At 40.9% G+C, this 17,640-nt stretch carries 15 protein-coding genes; 8 read left to right on the top strand and 7 right to left on the bottom strand.

What is annotated here, in order from left to right; translation table 11 throughout:
* Window positions 1–87 precede the first annotated feature (87 nt).
* The 3 genes from FMM05_RS10945 (at window position 88) to FMM05_RS10935 (ending at window position 3,156) form a co-directional block, all read left to right on the top strand.
* The gene (locus tag FMM05_RS10945; RefSeq protein WP_143373419.1) at window positions 88–465 is read left to right on the top strand and encodes a PH domain-containing protein; all 378 of its coding nucleotides are present in this window, start codon (window positions 88–90) and stop codon (window positions 463–465) included.
* Between the two features lie 68 nt (window positions 466–533).
* Window positions 534–1,808 carry a cation:proton antiporter gene (locus FMM05_RS10940; protein ID WP_143373418.1) on the top strand — a complete coding sequence of 425 codons (1,275 nt, stop codon included), beginning with the start codon at window positions 534–536 and terminating at the stop codon, window positions 1,806–1,808.
* Entirely contained in the window at window positions 1,777–3,156 is a 1,380-nt protein-coding gene (locus FMM05_RS10935; RefSeq protein ID WP_143373417.1) for an FAD-dependent oxidoreductase, read from the top strand. Before FMM05_RS10940 ends, FMM05_RS10935 begins: the two co-directional genes overlap by 32 nt.
* Before the next feature lie 123 nt (window positions 3,157–3,279).
* On the opposite strand, the gene FMM05_RS10930 is transcribed toward FMM05_RS10935, so the two are convergent.
* Window positions 3,280–3,792, bottom strand: coding sequence for a DUF2911 domain-containing protein (locus FMM05_RS10930; protein ID WP_143373416.1), 513 nt, complete (start codon window positions 3,790–3,792; stop codon window positions 3,280–3,282).
* A gap of 144 nt (window positions 3,793–3,936) precedes the next feature.
* Between FMM05_RS10930 and FMM05_RS10925 the strand changes: the two genes are divergently transcribed.
* Together FMM05_RS10925 and FMM05_RS10920 are read left to right on the top strand one after the other, a co-directional pair.
* Entirely contained in the window at window positions 3,937–5,856 is a 1,920-nt protein-coding gene (locus FMM05_RS10925; protein ID WP_143373415.1) for a DUF294 nucleotidyltransferase-like domain-containing protein, read from the top strand.
* 1 nt (window position 5,857) lies between these two features.
* The gene (locus tag FMM05_RS10920) at window positions 5,858–6,460 is read left to right on the top strand and encodes a 3'-5' exonuclease (protein ID WP_143373414.1); all 603 of its coding nucleotides are present in this window, start codon (window positions 5,858–5,860) and stop codon (window positions 6,458–6,460) included.
* Here the strand turns inward: FMM05_RS10920 and FMM05_RS10915 are convergent.
* The 5 genes from FMM05_RS10915 to acs all read right to left on the bottom strand — a co-directional run bounded on the left by FMM05_RS10915 (window position 6,457) and on the right by acs (window position 13,099).
* Window positions 6,457–6,909: a DinB family protein gene (locus FMM05_RS10915; RefSeq protein WP_143373413.1), complete on the bottom strand. Its 453-nt coding sequence runs from the start codon at window positions 6,907–6,909 to the stop codon at window positions 6,457–6,459. The two genes, FMM05_RS10920 and FMM05_RS10915, sit on opposite strands and share 4 nt — an antisense overlap.
* Window positions 6,910–6,917: 8 nt before the next feature.
* On the bottom strand, window positions 6,918–9,632 hold the full coding sequence (locus FMM05_RS10910; protein ID WP_143373412.1) for a PAS domain-containing sensor histidine kinase: 2,715 nt from the start codon (window positions 9,630–9,632) through the stop codon (window positions 6,918–6,920).
* A gap of 85 nt (window positions 9,633–9,717) precedes the next feature.
* Window positions 9,718–10,347, bottom strand: a complete 630-nt coding sequence (locus FMM05_RS10905) for a hypothetical protein (protein ID WP_143373411.1) — start codon at window positions 10,345–10,347, stop codon at window positions 9,718–9,720.
* 43 nt (window positions 10,348–10,390) lie between these two features.
* Window positions 10,391–11,074 carry a hypothetical protein gene (locus tag FMM05_RS10900; RefSeq protein WP_143373410.1) on the bottom strand — a complete coding sequence of 228 codons (684 nt, stop codon included), beginning with the start codon at window positions 11,072–11,074 and terminating at the stop codon, window positions 10,391–10,393.
* Window positions 11,075–11,191: 117 nt separating this feature from the next.
* Window positions 11,192–13,099 carry an acetate--CoA ligase gene (gene acs, locus FMM05_RS10895; protein WP_143373409.1) on the bottom strand — a complete coding sequence of 636 codons (1,908 nt, stop codon included), beginning with the start codon at window positions 13,097–13,099 and terminating at the stop codon, window positions 11,192–11,194.
* 237 nt (window positions 13,100–13,336) lie between these two features.
* Here acs and FMM05_RS10890 point away from each other — a divergent pair, with 237 nt between their 5' ends.
* Both FMM05_RS10890 and FMM05_RS10885 read left to right on the top strand, forming a co-directional pair.
* On the top strand, window positions 13,337–14,503 hold the full coding sequence (locus FMM05_RS10890) for a hypothetical protein (protein ID WP_143373408.1): 1,167 nt from the start codon (window positions 13,337–13,339) through the stop codon (window positions 14,501–14,503).
* Window positions 14,504–14,636: 133 nt separating this feature from the next.
* Window positions 14,637–16,061 carry an L-serine ammonia-lyase gene (locus FMM05_RS10885; RefSeq protein WP_143373407.1) on the top strand — a complete coding sequence of 475 codons (1,425 nt, stop codon included), beginning with the start codon at window positions 14,637–14,639 and terminating at the stop codon, window positions 16,059–16,061.
* Window positions 16,062–16,204: 143 nt separating this feature from the next.
* Here the strand turns inward: FMM05_RS10885 and FMM05_RS10880 are convergent, their stop codons facing one another.
* On the bottom strand, window positions 16,205–16,639 hold the full coding sequence (locus FMM05_RS10880) for a nuclear transport factor 2 family protein (protein ID WP_143373406.1): 435 nt from the start codon (window positions 16,637–16,639) through the stop codon (window positions 16,205–16,207).
* 130 nt (window positions 16,640–16,769) lie between these two features.
* Between FMM05_RS10880 and panB the strand changes: the two genes are divergently transcribed.
* Complete coding sequence (panB, locus tag FMM05_RS10875; RefSeq protein WP_143373405.1) at window positions 16,770–17,588, top strand: 3-methyl-2-oxobutanoate hydroxymethyltransferase; 819 nt, start codon at window positions 16,770–16,772, stop codon at window positions 17,586–17,588.
* Window positions 17,589–17,640: the final 52 nt, after the last annotated feature.

Raw genomic sequence — 17,640 nt, 5'->3', positions numbered from 1 at the left:
CATAAATTACACTTAAAAATAAAACGTAAATTTGACCACCAAAAAATAACGTTTTACTTTTAATAACCTTAAATATCAAGAGCAATTATGGGACTATTTAATGCCATTATGGGGCACGCATCTGAAGTGTCTGTAGAAAAAATTACCGAAGAGTACAAGCCCATCCTGGTTAACGGCGAGCATATAGAAAAAGCATTTAAGCTTATTCGCGATATGTTTGTGTTTACTAACAAAAGGCTCATCCTTGTTGATAAACAAGGCCTTACAGGCAGTAAGGTTGATTACCTTTCTATACCGTATGCCAGCATTATAAAATTCAGCAAAGAGAGCGCCGGCCTTATGGACCTGGATGCCGAACTTAAAATATGGGTGCGCGGCGAGGCCATGCCTATTAAAAAGCAATTTGGCAAAGACAATAACATTAATGAGGTGTACCAAATATTGGGGCAGCACATTTTAGGCTAAAAACCAAAGCAATTTAATTATACTATTTAGCCAAAGCAGTAACATGCTTTGGCTTTTTTATTTACATTATGCAACACAACCATGGATATTTAGAAATAGAACCCTATACCTTTTTACTGCTTTTGGGCGGATTTGTAGCGTTGCTGGCAGCAATAGTGCCAGTGGTGCTTCAAAAAAAGTATTTATCGCCACCCATAATATATCTGGTATTAGGAACAATAGCCTTTTTTGTGTGCAGCCAAAATAATATTGAACCGCTTGACCATCTTGAGGAAGTGAAGCATATAACAGAGTTTGTTATCCTTATAGCACTTGTAAATACAGGCCTCCGCATAAAAGACCCGTTTAAATGGAACACCTGGAAAAACGCCGTGCGGCTGTTGGCTATTACCATGCCCCTAACCATAGTTGCGGCAAGTTTTTTAGGCTGGTGGATCATTGGGCTTGCCCCTGCTACCGCAATGCTATTTGGTGCCCTTATTGCACCAACCGACCCGGTTTTAGCATCAGAACTTCAAACATCTGAACCTGGGCAGGAAGACCGCTCTAAAAGCAAGCTGGGCCTTACGGCAGAAGCAGGTATTAACGATGGGCTGGCATTTCCGTTTACGTATTTTGCCATATTTGCTGCCCAAAAAGGCCTGGATTATGAAAACTGGATAGGCGAATGGTTTCTGCATGAGTTTGTTATCAAAATTACCATTGGCGTAGGCATAGGTTTGCTAACCGGCTGGGGCTTGTACAAGCTTATATTCTCTCTTAGTGAAAAAGACGACAAATTGAGCAGGATAAGCCGTGGGATACTCTCCGTTGCCCTTATATTACTGCCGTACACTATTACCGAATATTTTGGTGGCTACGGTTTCCTTGCAGTATTTTTCGCAGCGTGCATGTTCAGCAATTACGAAAAGCACCAGCACCACATGCTCGACCTGCATGATTTTAACGAAGAACTGGAGAGTTTTGCCGTAGCGGTAATATTTATAACCATAGGCTTTTTTATCGCCGTAAATTATGAGATACTATTTGATGTTGAGATACTTGCTGTATCGCTGCTTATGGTAATAATTGTACGGCCTGCAACAGGTTATATAGCACTTGTAAAAACAGAGCTCAACCCATTCCAAAAATTCGTACTTTCGTTTTACGGCATGCGCGGTATCGGGTCGTTGTATTATCTGGCGTATGCCCTCACAGCGGCGCAGTTTGCCCAAACCGAAAAACTTATTGCAATAACAACGGCCACCATATTCTTTTCGGTTTTAATACATGGTATTACGGCGCGGTTTGTGCAAAAACGAATCAAAAAATATGACTTTAACCACAACAACACCGGCAGCTGATGCGCTGGTAATTATAGGCGGCGATGCAGCAGGAATGTCGGCGGCATCAAAAGTGCGCCGCGTACAGCCCAACAGACAAATCATTGTATTCGAAAAATCACACTACACCTCCTACTCTGCCTGCGGTATACCGTATTATATATCCGGCACGGTAAAAACTTCGGAAGAATTGATAGCCCGCAGCCCGGAGGAATTCAGGACTGTTTATAATATCGATGTCCGCACCATGCACCGCGTGCTTTCGGTTGATACCGATAACAAGCGCGTTAAAGTGCTCGACAAAGAAAAGGGCACCGAATTTTGGCAGCAATACGGGCAGCTGCTTATTGCTACGGGGGGTAAACCCTATTGCCCTGAACATATTACCGGCCATGATGCCGCTAACGTTTTTGGAGTGTCCACCCTTAAAACGGGTATCAAAATTGAGAACTTTATACGCGATACAAAGCCCAAAACAGCCGTTATTTTAGGTGGAGGTTACATAGGGCTGGAAATGGCCGAAGCCTTGCTTATACGTGGTCTAAACGTATGCCTTGTTAATCGTGGCGAGCAGGTTATGAACACAATGGATCCTGATATGGGTACTTTAATATCAGAAGCCATGCGCAACCTTGGCGTTACCCTGTACCTTGAAGAAGAACTTACAGAATTAGAAAATGCCGATAATAAAGTAACCGCCGTGATTACCAACAAGCGCCGTATAGAGGCCGATATGGTGGTGTTTGGTATGGGAACATCGCCCAACACCTATTTTTTAGAAGGCTCTAAAATAGAGCTCGGCGTAAAAAATGCCATCAAGACCAACGCCCACATGCAAACCAACATCCCGGATGTTTGGGCAGCAGGCGATTGCACCGAAACACTCAACCTTGTAAGTAAGCACCCTATGCACATTGCACTGGGTACTCTTGCCAATAAAACGGGGCTGGTAGCAGGCAGCAACATTGCCGGCGAAGCCATTACATTTCCCGGTGCGGTGGGTACAGCCGTATGCAAGATATGCAGTTATGAGGTGGCACGAACCGGGCTTCAGGAAAAAGATCTGATCAGGTTAGGGATAGAATATGTTACGGCGTCCACAAGTAGTAAAACCCGCGCACGTTATTATCCGGGAGCCAAGAAAATCACGGTTAAATTACTGGCAGAAAAAAACAGCGGCAGGCTGTTGGGCGGACAAATTATAGGCGAAGAAGGCGCTGCAAAACGTATCGATGTTTTGGCAACAGCGATAACCCACAACCTCACACTTCAAAATATTATTGATTTAGATCTGTCCTACGCTCCACCATTTTCACCCGTTTGGGACCCGGTGCAAACCGCAGCAAGAAAGCTTGTTAAAGATATTTAGTTCATCTATAAGATTAAATAAAAAAGCCGAATCTACATCTGTAAATTCGGCTTTCTGTTTAAGCTTACTATCGTCTATTATCTTAGACCGTCTAAAAATCGAACAATCTAAAAATCCAATGATCTATTTAATAGCTACCGGAATATCTAAATTCTCCCAGCTTAATGTAACGTCGCCTTTGTTTACTGTATAAACAAGGCTCTCGTTCATTTTAGCCGATTTTTTAGTTTTAACCTTTACGCGTAATGCATCCTGTGCATCTTTATAATCGTAAGAACCCCACTGCTTGGCTTCTTTATTAAAGATAACCGTTGCAGTACCGTCTTTTTCCGGTTGAACAAAAAACGCATACGTACCTGCAGGCAGGTCTTTACCTTCTACCTTAATAGCTTTATCGGTTGTAAAAGTAGTAGCATCATTAGCGCCTGCACGCCATACTTTACCGTAAGGTACAAGCTCGCCCCAAATGGTACGGCCTTTTACAAAAGGGCTGTTGTATTTAATGCTGATATTGGCACCGCCTATTTTACCGGTGGCAGTTGCCGGTGGGCTGGCAGGTTTTTTTTCCTGTGCTGTTGCTAAACTTGTAGTAAGTACCGCCATGAATAAAATGGCAATTTTAGAAGCTAATTTCATTGTTATAGTTTATTTATTTGTAGCGTAAATTTAGTAAGAGGTTTTGACATACAATAATTTTAACAAACCTTTAGGTATTTGCTGTAAGCATTTCTTTTTTGTTGACCAATAAAATAGTATTTTTATCAGGTAATATGTGCGGTAATGAATAATCCTGTAGCCCAGGGTATTGCCGATTTTTTAAAGCACTACCCGCCCTTTAGCAGCCTGGCCCCTGCCGATTTATTTTATATAGCAACCCAAAGCAAAGTGGTATACCTCGAAAAGAACCAGGTTCTTTTTAGGGGTGGCGATACTACACACCCTGATTTTTACATTGTTAAAGATGGGGCCGTGGGGCTTTCACTTACCTCTGATGCCGAGGAAACCCTGATAGACAAATGCGATGAAGGCGACATTTTAGGCCTTCGCCCGTTTTTTGCCAAGAACGATTACCTCATGACGGCCCGTGCCCGTGAGGAATCTATCATTTACGGCATCCCTATCGCGGCGTTTCAAACCTATGTTAAGGAGAATCCCAGCGTGCTTGAGTTTTTACTGGAAAGCTTTGCATCGCAAACGCGAAACCCTTATGATAAAGAGCGCAGCGGGAAACTACTGGCCGAAAACACTGTTTTTAGCGATCAGGTTGCAGATATACAGTACTTTCAGCCTATTAAATACACGCGTAACCCTATAACGGCCAATCCGGAAGACGTGGTTATGTTCATTGCCAAAACCATGGCTAACGGCTCTATTGGCAGTGTTATCATTCAGCAGGACCAGCTGCCGGTTGGCATTATTACCGACAGGGATTTACGGTCTAAAATCGCTACCGGTATTTTACCCATAACTGCCGAAGCCCGTGAGGTTATGACAAGCCCTGTTATTACCGTGCCTGATAACATATCGGTTGCCGAGGCGCAAATGATAATGCTTAAGCACAATGTGGGACACCTTTGCGTTACCCGCGATGGTACCGATAATACCCCCGTGAGCGGTATAATATCAGAACATGATGTGGTTGCAGCACAGGCTAATACGCCCGGTGTTTTACTTAAACAAACCCGCAGGGCAACCAATAATAAGGAACTGAAATACGTCCGCGAAAAGCTGACCGACCTTATTCAGAATTCCATTGATAAGAACATCCCTATTTCGCACATATCCAATATTGTTGCCGAGATAAACATTGCCCTTACCCGCCGTGCCATAGAACTTGCCGTTGAGAAAATAGGCAGCCTGCCCCCCGTGCGTTTTGTGTGGGTAAACATTGGCAGCCAGGGACGTAAGGAGCAGTTGCTGATGACCGACCAGGATAATGCACTGGTGTTTGAAGATGTAGAGCCTGCCCAGTATGAAACCGTAAAACGCTATTTTTTAGAGCTGGCCGAACTGGTTACCGATTCGCTTAATAAAGTTGGCTACGAGTTTTCGCCTTACAATATTATGGCACGCAACCCGCAGTGGTGCAAATCGTTAACCGACTGGATTAAACAATACAATGCATGGATCAATACCCCTGCCGAGAAAGATATTGAGATAAGTACCCTGTTTTTTGATTTCGACTTTATTTACGGCTATCCTGCCATTGAAGATACCCTAACCGAAACCATAAAACAAAATATAGAACGTAATAAGAAATTTTTTGCCTTCCTGGCTAACGATACACTAAAGAACCCACCACCGTTGGGCTTTTTTAGGCAGTTTTTAGTAGAGGGCGATGGAGAACACAAAGATTACTTTGATATTAAGGCACGCGCCCTTGAGCCGCTTATAGATGCGGCAAGGCTGCTGGCTTTAAGCATGGGCGTTACCGAAATTACCAATACTTATCACCGTTTTAAAAAGCTGGCTGAACTGGAACCACAGCATACCGACCTGTATGATGAATGTGCCGAGGCATTTAACATTCTTCAGCATTTCCGTACAGAGGAGGGCCTTGTAAACAGCAGTAACGGCAGGTATCTTAATTTAAATGAGCTTTCTAAGGTAGATAAGGTTAAGCTTAAAAACTGCTTTCAGCCTATTAGTGATATCCAGGACCTTATTAAAAACCGTTTTTCTTTAACTTACATTAATTAATATGGCTTTTGAATGGCTTACCGGTACCAGCCTGCCCCAGTTCTGGAAAAATTATGTTGCCCTTTTTGATGACGAAAAGGACGGCCTAAAGCGCTATGTGGTTTTTGATATGGAAACCACAGGCCTTGATTTTAAAGAAGATGTGGTGCTTGCTGTAGGTGCTATTGCAGTAAAAGGCAATGCTATAGAAGTAGGCGATTTTTTAGAGGTAAACATAAAGCAGGAAAAGTTTGAAACACAATCTATAGCTCGCAGCGGTATTTTAAAAGATGATAACGAAAAGGTGGTTGAAGCTGAAGGGATGATCCGTTTTATTAATTTTATAAAAGACTCCACCCTTGTAGGCCATAACGTTAACCTTGATATAGAAATGATCAATCAGGCATTAAAACGCCTTGATCTGGGCCGTATTAAAAACCCGGTTATGGATACTAACGTGCTGTACAGCCGTTTTAAAGGCCTTCCTGATGATACACAATCTACCCTTGATGAACTTTGCGATGCCCTTAAAATAGACAAAAGCGAAAGGCACACTGCCTGGGGCAATGCTTATACTACGGCATTGGTTTTCTTAAAGCTTAAAAGGAAACTGCGCATAAGCTAAATACTGTCGCGCTTATAAAAAATATAGTCAGAAACCAGCGGCTTTATGCCGTGTAGCTTGCAATCGGTTGCAATTTGCCCCCGATGGTAGGTAGAATGATTGTTGATGTGAAACAGGATGTCTTTCACAGTATTTTCATACTGCTCTCCCCTGCTGTTTGTGTAATCAATAACCCTTTCAAACTCAAAGTTATCTATTATATGCAGCGAATCTTTAAAGTTTACCTGATTAAGGTGTAATAAGTTCTCAACAAGCTGTATATCCCACGGCCCGGTAAGGCTTGGATTGCCTAAAATACGGGAATTCCAAACTTCCTGGGTATTTATGGTATGGCAAATCAGCGATATGGTTTTATCAGATACGGTTTCGCGGTTGTTCAGCACAACATCTATTACCTTTTCATTAAAATGAAACGTATACTCAAACAATTCCCTGAAAAAACCTTTCATAATTCTATTTAGATTACTTGTTTTTCGGGCAATATGATATGGAAGGCAGTGCCCTCGCCCATTACCGAATTAATGTAGATAGCACCACCGTGATTGCCCACAATGCGCCGGCAAATAGCCAGCCCTATCCCCGACCCTGAATATTCGGAACGGGAGTGCAGTCTTTTAAACACCTCAAAAATTTGTTTTTGGTACTGCTCTTCAATACCAATACCATTATCGGCAATGGTAAAGCGGTAGTAAGCACAGGCACCTGGATGTGCTATGTGTATTGCGGCTTCGGCATGGGTTATTTTTTCGCACTGTATCATTATTTTGGGGATGGTTCCCTGCTCAACAAACTTAATAGCGTTGCCTAAAAGGTTATAGAACAATTGGTTCATTTGCAACGGAACCGCCTCTATAACGGGCAGTGTGCTTATGTGCACGTCCGCCTGCCTTTCTTCAATAAGCAGTTCAAAATCACTTTTTACCGCCTTAACTATCTCGTATAAATCGGTACAAATAAAACGTGTATCGGGATTTAGTAGTCGGGAAAACTCCAAAAGGTCTTTGATAAGCAACGACATCCTTTCAGACGACTTAATGATCTTGTCAATAATGCCCTTGTGCACATCCTGGGCATCTCTCTCTTTAAGCATGTTTGAGAACATATTTATTTTGCGCAGCGGCTCCTGCAAATCGTGGCTGGCAACATAGGCGTACTGGGCAAGCTCCTCGTTAGAGTTAATGAGCTTATTATTCATTTCTTCCAGCTCGTTATTGGCTCTTTGTAATGCTTCTGTACGCTCTTTAACCTCATTTTCCAGCGAAAGCTGAAGGCGTTTTTGTGTGGTAATGTCTTGGGCGGTACCACTTATCTGATAAGGCTTGCCATCAGCATCAAAAAAGGCTTTGCCCTGAGCGTGTAAAATGCGCTCGCGGCCATTGAGGCGGTTTATAATGGCATATTCTTCATCATAAATACCGTCCGAACCCGGATCTAAAGCCCTGACAATAGCCTGCACAATACGCTCCCTGTCATTCTCATGGATTATATTATATACATCACTAACATCTTCTGGCTTTCCGCTAAAACCATACCACTCTAACATCCTGTCTGAGTACGTTACAATACGGGTTTCCGGATCAAGGCTCCAGGTGCCAAGTTCTGCCAATTCAACAGCACCACGCAAAGATGCTTCGGCCTCAACAATAGCTTTTTGGGTTTTAATAGTTTCGGTAACATCAATCGCAATATCCAGCACAGCATATACTTCTCCGTTAGCATCAAAAAGAGGCGTATAGCTTACATTGTAAAAATTTGTATGCAGCTCGCCATTACGCATAATATTTACCTGGCGGCCATAGTGGTGTGTCTTAATTCCCTTATCAAAAACTTCATGCATAAGGCCTATAGATGCCTGCCCTTCCATTTCGGGCATCGATTCCAGCAACGGTAAGCCAACAAATTCATGCTCGCTCCTGCCTACAAATTTAAGGAACGCATCATTGGCAATATCGGCAACCAGCGCATTACGGCCTTTAAAAACCGCCATTGCCGCTTGTGCCGAATATATAACGGCTTTAAACCTTGCTTCGCTTTCGGCTATTTTACGAATACTGTTTACACGCTCAGTAGCATCTATAGCAAGTACCAACACGCCTGTATTCTCTCCATTCTCATTTTTTAAGGCGGAGTAAGTAAAATCCACATAAAAATCAGTCAGCACATTATTGTGTTCCAGCTTAACCGGTGTTTCATAACCATGATGCGGAATATCGGTGGTATAAACGCCATCAAGCAGTTCTAAAAATCCCTGGCCTTCAATTTCGGGTATGGCATCAATAAGTGGTTTGTTTATTACTGAGGTATCTTTACCCCAAATATTCAGCAACCTTTCGTTGGCTATTTCAACAACCATATCCTTACCTGTAAGCAGCCCAATAGCCATGGGGCTTTGCTCTGTAACAGCCCTAAAGCGCGCCTCACTTGCCTGCATTTTGCGTTTGGTAAACACGCGGTCGGTCACCTCAATCGCTGTATTTAATATGGCATATACTTCATTGTTATTATTAAACAACGGTTTGTACATAAAATCGAAATAATAAGTACCAAATACACCATTCATGGCTAAATCTACCGGAGCTTCGCTAACCTGGTATATTTGCCCTGACGTAAAAACGTCATCTAATATTTGTAAAAATGGCTGGCCTTCCAATTCAGGCAAAGCTTTTTCAAGCGTTTGCCCAATAACCTCAATACCCTTACCCCAAAAATTAAGTATAACACTATTTGCTACACCTACAACCAGTTCGCGGCCCACATATAATCCAATACCAATGTTAGACTGGCTAATAATTGCGTTAAGCGTTTCGGGATTTTCACCTATACTTAATGCAACATCTTTACTTGATGATGACTGTACCGTTCCATATAAGTAATCTCCATCCCTGCTACCTTTAACCCATATCATTTGGTTTTGGACATTGTGGTACTGAACATCTATTATGCCTAACTGTAATGCGGTTTGCAAAGCAATGGCGGCTATAGCACCATCCCTGCCATGGGCTAAAGAAAATATATGGGTAGTAGTACCGCTATCAGCCTGATACCCAAAAAGCTCCTGAGCCTTTGCATCAAGAGACATAATGCTGTTTGTTGGATCAAAATGCCACGAGCCTATACCCGATGCATTAAGTGCCCGTTGCAGGTGTCCGTCAGGCGAACCGGAATGTTGCATTAGTGTTGTAGTATAATTAGGTTATATACAAATATATTGAAATGATAACGATACTGAAAGTGTAACAGCTGTTAAAACAAAAACATTACCATTCACAATTTTTTTTATCTACTATGATAATCTTAGTTATAGGAAAAATACTCTGTAGCTCCATATGATAAACCTCCCGCCCGGTAATATCATATCCTTTTAGATCTTTTATAACACCGTTAGGTACTTTAACTCCCTTTTCCCAAAGTTTATGCAAAACACTTAACGGGAAGATTAAAGGTAGCGAAAAATCGAGGCTGTTATCTATAAGAAATATTTCTTTAAAAATTACCATTTTTTCATAACGCCTTGTATTAACCGGCTGTAATTCTACACGGCTATACATAAGGGTATTTATAACAGTATCGCCATGGTTTATAAACTTATAATCTTTAGGCCGGTATGTAGGTGTATGATGATAACCAACACGCGGACATTTCATACTTAAAGCCTCCACAAAAAAATTCTCGGTAGGTATTTCTCCCCTATAATATTTATTATCGTAAGCAAGCAATTCAATAATAGTAAGTTTGCCTTTATCCCAAACAGTCAATGCCGAAGTATTGTCTATAGAGTTAAAGAACCTGTAAAACGTAGAAACTCGTTTAAAGTTGGTCGTGGTATCTTCAACTGTTTCCGTTTTGTATTGCAGCACATAATCAAACGTATAGGTTTGGCTAAACATACGTAAGGCAAAAAAAATACAAAAATTATTTTGATTAACTTTATCATTTACATTTACTGTTATCAATAATTATTATCTTTTTGATAGGTAATACCTGAACCATTTTTTGTTCAAATGTCCTTTTTCCTTCAGCATTAATGCCAAAAACTTCCTTTAATATACCATTTGGTAATTTAGCCCCATTCTCCCAGAATTTATAACTAAGGCTTTGCCCTGACAATATTGGTATTTGAAAATCAAGACTATTATCTATAATATAGTGCTCAATATTTATTTCTCCCTTTTTAAACTTTTTTTCGTTTATCGGCTTTAATACATAATGTTTAAAAGGCTGTGTATTTATCATAGTATCTGCTTTAGCTATAAACTCAAAATCTTTAGGCTTTTTGTCTGATGGCGGTATAAAACCAGAATATGGGCATTTCATGCTAATGCCTTCCACAAAAAAATCCTCTGTGGGCATGCTTGATAAATAAAATTTACCTGTTTCAAGCGTAGGCTGCATATGGGTTTTGCCTTTAGATTCATGCACATTCATATAACATACATTACTTTTAGAATTGATAAAGCAGTATAAAGTTGAGGCTCTTGATTTAGTTGATTTTTTAACTGTATCTGTAAAGTTTTTATAACTGTACTCCACCATATAATCAAACGTATAGGTTTGGCAATACGATGTAAAACTGATAAACAACAGAGTAATTAGCAGTAAGTAATTTTTATGCATAGTAGTAAAGTTGAATTGCATAAATATATAAAAAGCAGTAATGCAAAATTAATTGGGCATAAAAAAACAGTCCCCTTTTAGGGGGACTGCTCTCTCAATTTAAATTTGGGTTAGTCATTAAAGTTTACCCTGCTTAATTTCCTCAACTATCTCGGGGTTAAGCAGTGTGCTTGTATCGCCAAAGTTACTAAAGTCGCCCTCGGCAATTTTGCGGAGTATCCTCCTCATAATCTTGCCCGAACGCGTTTTAGGCAATCCTGATACAAACTGTATTTTATCGAGCTTGGCAATTGGGCCAATGTGGCTTGATATGTGCTCGTTAATCTCTTTTTCAAGGTTCTCTTTCATACGGCCGGCGCCCGACTCTTTAAGGATGATAAAGCCATACAGCGCATTACCCTTAACATCATGCGGGAAGCCTACAATAGCCGATTCTGCCACCGCAGGGTGCTCGTTAATAGCATCTTCTATTGGTGCTGTACCAAGGTTATGGCCCGATACTATAACAACATCATCCACACGGCCTGTGATACGATAGTAGCCAACCTCGTCGCGCAGGGCGCCATCCCCTGTAAAATATTTACCCGGGAAGGTAGAAAAATACGTATCCTTAAACCTTTGGTGGTCGCCCCAAATGGTGCGCGCCATACCCGGCCACGGGAATTTAATACAAAGGCTGCCCACAACCTGGTTACCCTCTATTTCGTTACGCTTTTCATCCATAAGCACCGGCTGAACGCCAGGCAATGGTAGCGTAGCATACGTTGGCTTGGTTGGGGTAACAAATGGTAATGGAGATATCATGATACCGCCCGTTTCTGTTTGCCACCAGGTATCTACAATAGGCGATTTCTTTTTGCCTACGTGGTCATTATACCAGTGCCATGCCTCTTCGTTTATTGGCTCACCAACTGACCCGATTACTTTTAGTGATGACAGGTCGTGCTTGTCTACCCAGCTCCAGTTTTCTTTAGCCAATGAGCGTATTGCTGTTGGCGCAGTGTAAAACTGGTTTACTTTATGCTTGTCTATCACTTCCCAAAAACGGCCAAAATCAGGGTACGATGGTACACCTTCAAAAATAACCGTAGTAGCGCCGTTAAGTAACGGTCCGTAAAGTATGTAAGAATGTCCTGTTATCCAGCCAATATCGGCAGTACACCAGTACACATCGTTTTCTTCGTAAGCAAAAATATTTTTAAAAGTATAGGCAGAATATACCATATAGCCTGCTGTGGTGTGCAGCATGCCTTTAGGCTTACCCGTAGAACCGGATGTGTATAATATAAACAACGGATCTTCTGCATCCATTATCTCGGCCACATTATTAGGAAGAGCGGCGTCAACTAAAGGCTGTAGCCACTGGTCGCGGCCTTCCTTCATGGTAATTTCGGCATTTGTCCTTTTTACAACCAGAACAGTTTCTATAGTTGGGCAGGTTTTAATGGCTTCATCTACAATGCTTTTAAGTTCGATTGTTTTATTGCCTCGGAAACCACCGTCTGATGTTATTACCATTTTACAACCTGAATCGGTTATCCTTGCAGCCACTGCCGAAGCGCTGAATCCTGCAAACACTACCGAGTGTACTGCCCCTATCCTGGCACATGCCAAAACAGTATAAGCAAGCTCCGGAATCATGGGCAGGTAAATACAAACCCTGTCGCCTTTTTTAATACCCTGCTCACGCAGTACATTAGCCATTTTGGCTACCTCGTCATAAAGCTGGTTATAGGTAATGTGCTTTGCCTCTTCTTTAGGGTCGTTAGGCTCAAATATAATGGCAGTCTTTTCGCCACGTTTTGCCAAATGGCGGTCTATACAGTTTTTTGTAATATTTACTTTGGCGTTAACAAACCACTTAACTTCGGCTTCCTGCATATCAAACTCTACAACCTTGTCCCATTTTTGGTACCAGGTAAAGTTTTCATCGGCAATTTTATCCCAAAATTTTCTGGGTTCGCGAATGGATTTATTATAATGCTTAAAATATTGTTCCAGATTTTTTACCTGATAGTAACTCATTTGCGTTAGTTTTGGTTTGTTTTTAAAGACTATGTAAATATATTAAGGTTTAATTTTATTTCCTATATATTTTTGCAAAAATAATATATATACTGCATTTTGGATTATTTAGAAGCAATGGTAATTAAAAAACAGATTTGATTATGCTAATGATCAATCTGTGAAGGATATAAATTTTTAACAATATTATACTTATTATTGTGTTTGGTTATAAGGTACAAATATATTTTCGCGCACATGAAACTACTTAGGCTCATACTATTACTACTCCCCCTGCTCTCATTTAGCCAGGGCACATACTATCGTAGTAAGATTTCTAAGGAAACTTTAAAAGTTGTAAGGGAAATAAAGAAATTTCCATTCCTATCACTCCATACTATTGAAAATGAAGCCCCAGTAACGAGCTATAGCTATTTTAAAGACCTGTACAATACCGCAACGCCACAGGAACTTATAGAGCTTACCAATCATCCTGACAGTAAAGTACGCTGTTATGCGTTTAGTTGTTTGGCTATTGCAAGTCGGGACAGTATATTCAGTATTATAAAATCGCATTTAAATGATGATGAAATTGTGCGTACACAAGCAATATATTACATACCTGAACGAGGTGCAGAAGGACACCGGGATGCTATAATGGTAGGCGATTATTTTATACAGGTTGCCACAGATACATTTAGAAAACAACCTATACTTACAAATATGCAACTGCATGAGCTTGATAGTCTCATTGTTCATTCAAAGACTAATTTAAGGTATAGAAAAGAAGTGGTTGATAAGTTGTTAAAGAGCAACATAAAGCCTTTAATAGATAATCAACCATCGCCAGTAGCTTACATTAAGGGCTACAATACTTTATACCGGGGTATAGAAAATAATTTAATAATTACTGTACCAGGTTCTAAATCATTTAAAGTATCTGCTCCCGGATTAGTAAAAGCCGGTGGTAAAGACGATTATAGATTTAACGTATCAAAGATAAAAGAAAACCGTGTAGTTGTAGATTATGAAGTTATCACTCAATCAGATTCTATAGTAAAATATCAAGATCTATATTTTATTGAAAACATAAAGCCATACAAGGCGTTGATAAATGGGCGGGGATGTGAAAAATGCATAGTTGAGATGGCTAAGTCTGAATTCAAAGATGCCAAAATAAGTGTAAAAGCAGGAGTGCAATTTTCGCCTTTCAATCTGGTTTATTTAAGATCGTTCACAATTGTTCTTCCAGATAATAAAGAATATAGGATAAAAGGCGATACGATTACTGATATAATATCGGACAAAATTATAAAATACTCTAAAAATTCTTCGGTATTTATTAAGGATTTTGATTACTATGTCCCGGGAATATGTTCATACGACCCAATCGTAGCTCCAATTAAAATCCAACTCGTTGACTAAAGACATAAACCACAAACTCACCTAAAAATTACCAAATCAATAAATTTCTTTCGATATCGTTATAGTAATGGTAATTTATTTACTTTTGCGGGCATCAAATAAACTATCTTTGCAATAAATTGCCCCAGTTGCTATGACCGAATGTATCTCTGTTTTTGATATGCTTAAGATAGGCGTTGGCCCATCAAGCTCCCATACCCTTGGCCCATGGCGTGGTGCCGAACGCTTTTTAAAAGAACTTCGCGAAGAAGGTATTTTTGAAGCGGTAAATCGTGTTAGGGTAGATCTTTACGGGTCGCTTTCCCTTACCGGAAAAGGCCACGCTACCGATCTTGCCGTGATGCTGGGCCTTAGTGGTGCCGACCCGGAGTATGTGCCTATCGACAGTATTTCGGACATTATAGATGATATCAACCTGAGAAATAAACTTAACTTAGGTAACGAAAGAGAAATTAACTTTATATTTTTTACCGATATTATTTTCAACAAGAATTTCCTCCCTTTTCACGCTAACGGGTTTACGTTTACAGCCTATACAAATGAGGGTGAATATACTTCTACTTTTTATTCAATTGGTGGTGGCTTTGTTGTTAAGGAAGAGCGTATTGTGGCAAAAGAAAAAGAAGAATTAAAGAAGTCGTTTCCCTACCCTATAGATAAGGCGGACGAACTTTTAAAATATTGCCAAACGCTGGGTAAAAGCATATCGGAGGTGGTGTATGAGAATGAAAAATCAATCCGTACCGAAGCTGAGATAGACCACGAATTAATGCGCGTTTGGAATACCATGCTGGAGTGTATGTTTACCGGCGCCCATACCGAGGGTATCCTTCCCGGCGGGCTAAATGTGCGTCGCCGTGCGTTTGATATGCATAAAAACCTTATAGGCGAAATGCCGTATAACAACCCGCAGGAATGGCTGGAGGTTATTCGCAATACCGAGGTAAAATTCAGGCAGATTTTAAAATGGGTTAGCTGTTTTGCCCTTGCGGTAAATGAGGTTAATGCTGCCTTAGGCCGTGTAGTTACTGCCCCTACTAATGGTAGTGCCGGTGTTATTCCTGCCGTTTTAATGTACTACTTGGTAATCGAGAACCACGATGCCGATGAACACCATATAAAACAGTTTTTAATGGTTGCCGGCGAGGTGGGCAGTATATTTAAGAAAGGTGCTACCATATCGGCTGCGATGGGTGGTTGCCAAGCCGAAATAGGTGTGTCATCTGCAATGGCTGCTGCTGCCTTGTGTGAAGTTATGGGCGGCACGCCGGAACAATGCCTTATGGCTGCCGAAATTGCTATGGAGCATCACTTGGGTATGACGTGCGACCCTATTGGCGGACTTGTGCAGATACCTTGTATTGAACGCAATACTATGGGTGCTATTAAAGCCATTAACGCCGCTGAATTAGCTATGGAAACTGATCCGCGTAATGCAAAAGTGCCTTTAGATAAAGTAGTTAATACCATGTGGCAAACTGCTAAAGACATGAATAACAAATACAAGGAAACATCTGAAGGTGGACTTGCTGTAACAGTTAACAACGCTGATTGTTAATCTCAGCTTTCAGTCGCAGTCGCAGTTTTCAGTACGTACCTTTGTCATGTGCATCTGTATATTAAGATCCTTCGCCCACGTTGCACTCCGCTCAGGATGACAAACTGAATTTGTGAACCGCGACTGCGACTGATGACTAAAACCTACTTCTTCCTCCTTGTATCTATTATATACACAATTTTCCAGATGCCTTCGTCATAAAATAACTGAAAAGAATTTACACCACTGTGGCTTAGTTTCCCGTCGATATAAAATTCATACGGCGCCCAAACGTGGGCAAGCGTACCGTCAATTTGTATCTTGTAACTAAGCAGTCGCTCCTCGATAGCCTTATCTTCAGGAATACGTGCTATTTGCCTGTAAAACTCGGAAGCAGCCTCAAAATCGAGCCTGCCCTGCCCCCTGTGCTCTTCTATCGATTCTAAAATTAAATGCTTGTAGCAAACCGACTGCATTTTTGTGGTGTCGCGCGTTTGCAGGGCTTCAAAAAAGGTTTGTATCGATTTTTTAACTTCACTTTCCTGGGCGCAAATGCTTTGCACGCCTAATATTAATAGCAAAAGGGCTGCTTTTTTCATAGTAGTTGGTATTAGGTTATTGCTGGGGCGGCTTAATTATTTTTGTTGCATCAAATCTTAATAAAATCGCAACCGTTAGCCGTATCTTATCGCAATTTACTACATTTACCCTCTTAAAATTTCATAAATTATGTCTGTTGCAAAAAAAGATTACAAGAGGATAACCACAAAATCACTCATAGAGATGAAAGCCCATGGCGAAAAGATCTCTATGCTAACGGCTTATGATTATACAATGGCTAAAATTGTAGATACGGCCGGTGTAGATGTAATTTTGGTGGGCGATTCGGCTTCTAATGTAATGGCCGGCCATGAAACTACGTTACCCATAACACTGGACCAAATGATATACCACGCTTCATCGGTAGTGCGCGCTATAAGCCGCTCCCTTGTTGTGGTAGATTTACCTTTTGGCAGCTATCAATCAGACCCTAAAGAAGCGTTGCGATCGGCTATCCGAATAATGAAGGAAAGTGGCGCACATGCTTTAAAGCTTGAAGGCGGCAGCGAAATTAAAGAATCGATAAAAAGGATACTGCATGCCGGCATACCTGTTATGGGACATCTTGGGCTTACGCCGCAGAGCATATATAAGTTTGGAAGCTATACCGTTCGTGCTAAGGAAGATGAAGAAGCAGAAAAACTAATGGAAGATGCCAAACTGCTTGAAAAAATAGGTTGTTTTGGAATTGTGCTTGAAAAAATCCCTGCAGATCTTGCCAAACGTGTTGCCGAAAGCGTTTCTATTCCCATCATTGGTATCGGCGCAGGTGGCGGAGTAGATGGCCAGGTACTTGTAATACACGATATGCTGGGCATGAATAATGAGTTTAGTCCACGTTTTTTGCGCCGTTATATGAATCTTTTTGAAGGCATGACAACTGCTATAGGGCAGTATGTTACAGATGTAAAATCTGCTGATTTCCCTAATAGTAATGAACAATACTAATTTAGGATTAAAATTTTAGATATCAGAATGCCACACTATTTCTCCCACTCTG

The sequence above is a fragment of the Flavobacterium zepuense genome, from assembly GCF_007097145.1.
GTDB lineage: Bacteria > Bacteroidota > Bacteroidia > Flavobacteriales > Flavobacteriaceae > Flavobacterium > Flavobacterium zepuense.
The sequence above is the reverse complement of the archived record's forward strand: the minus strand, read 5'-3'. Positions and strand labels throughout refer to the sequence as shown.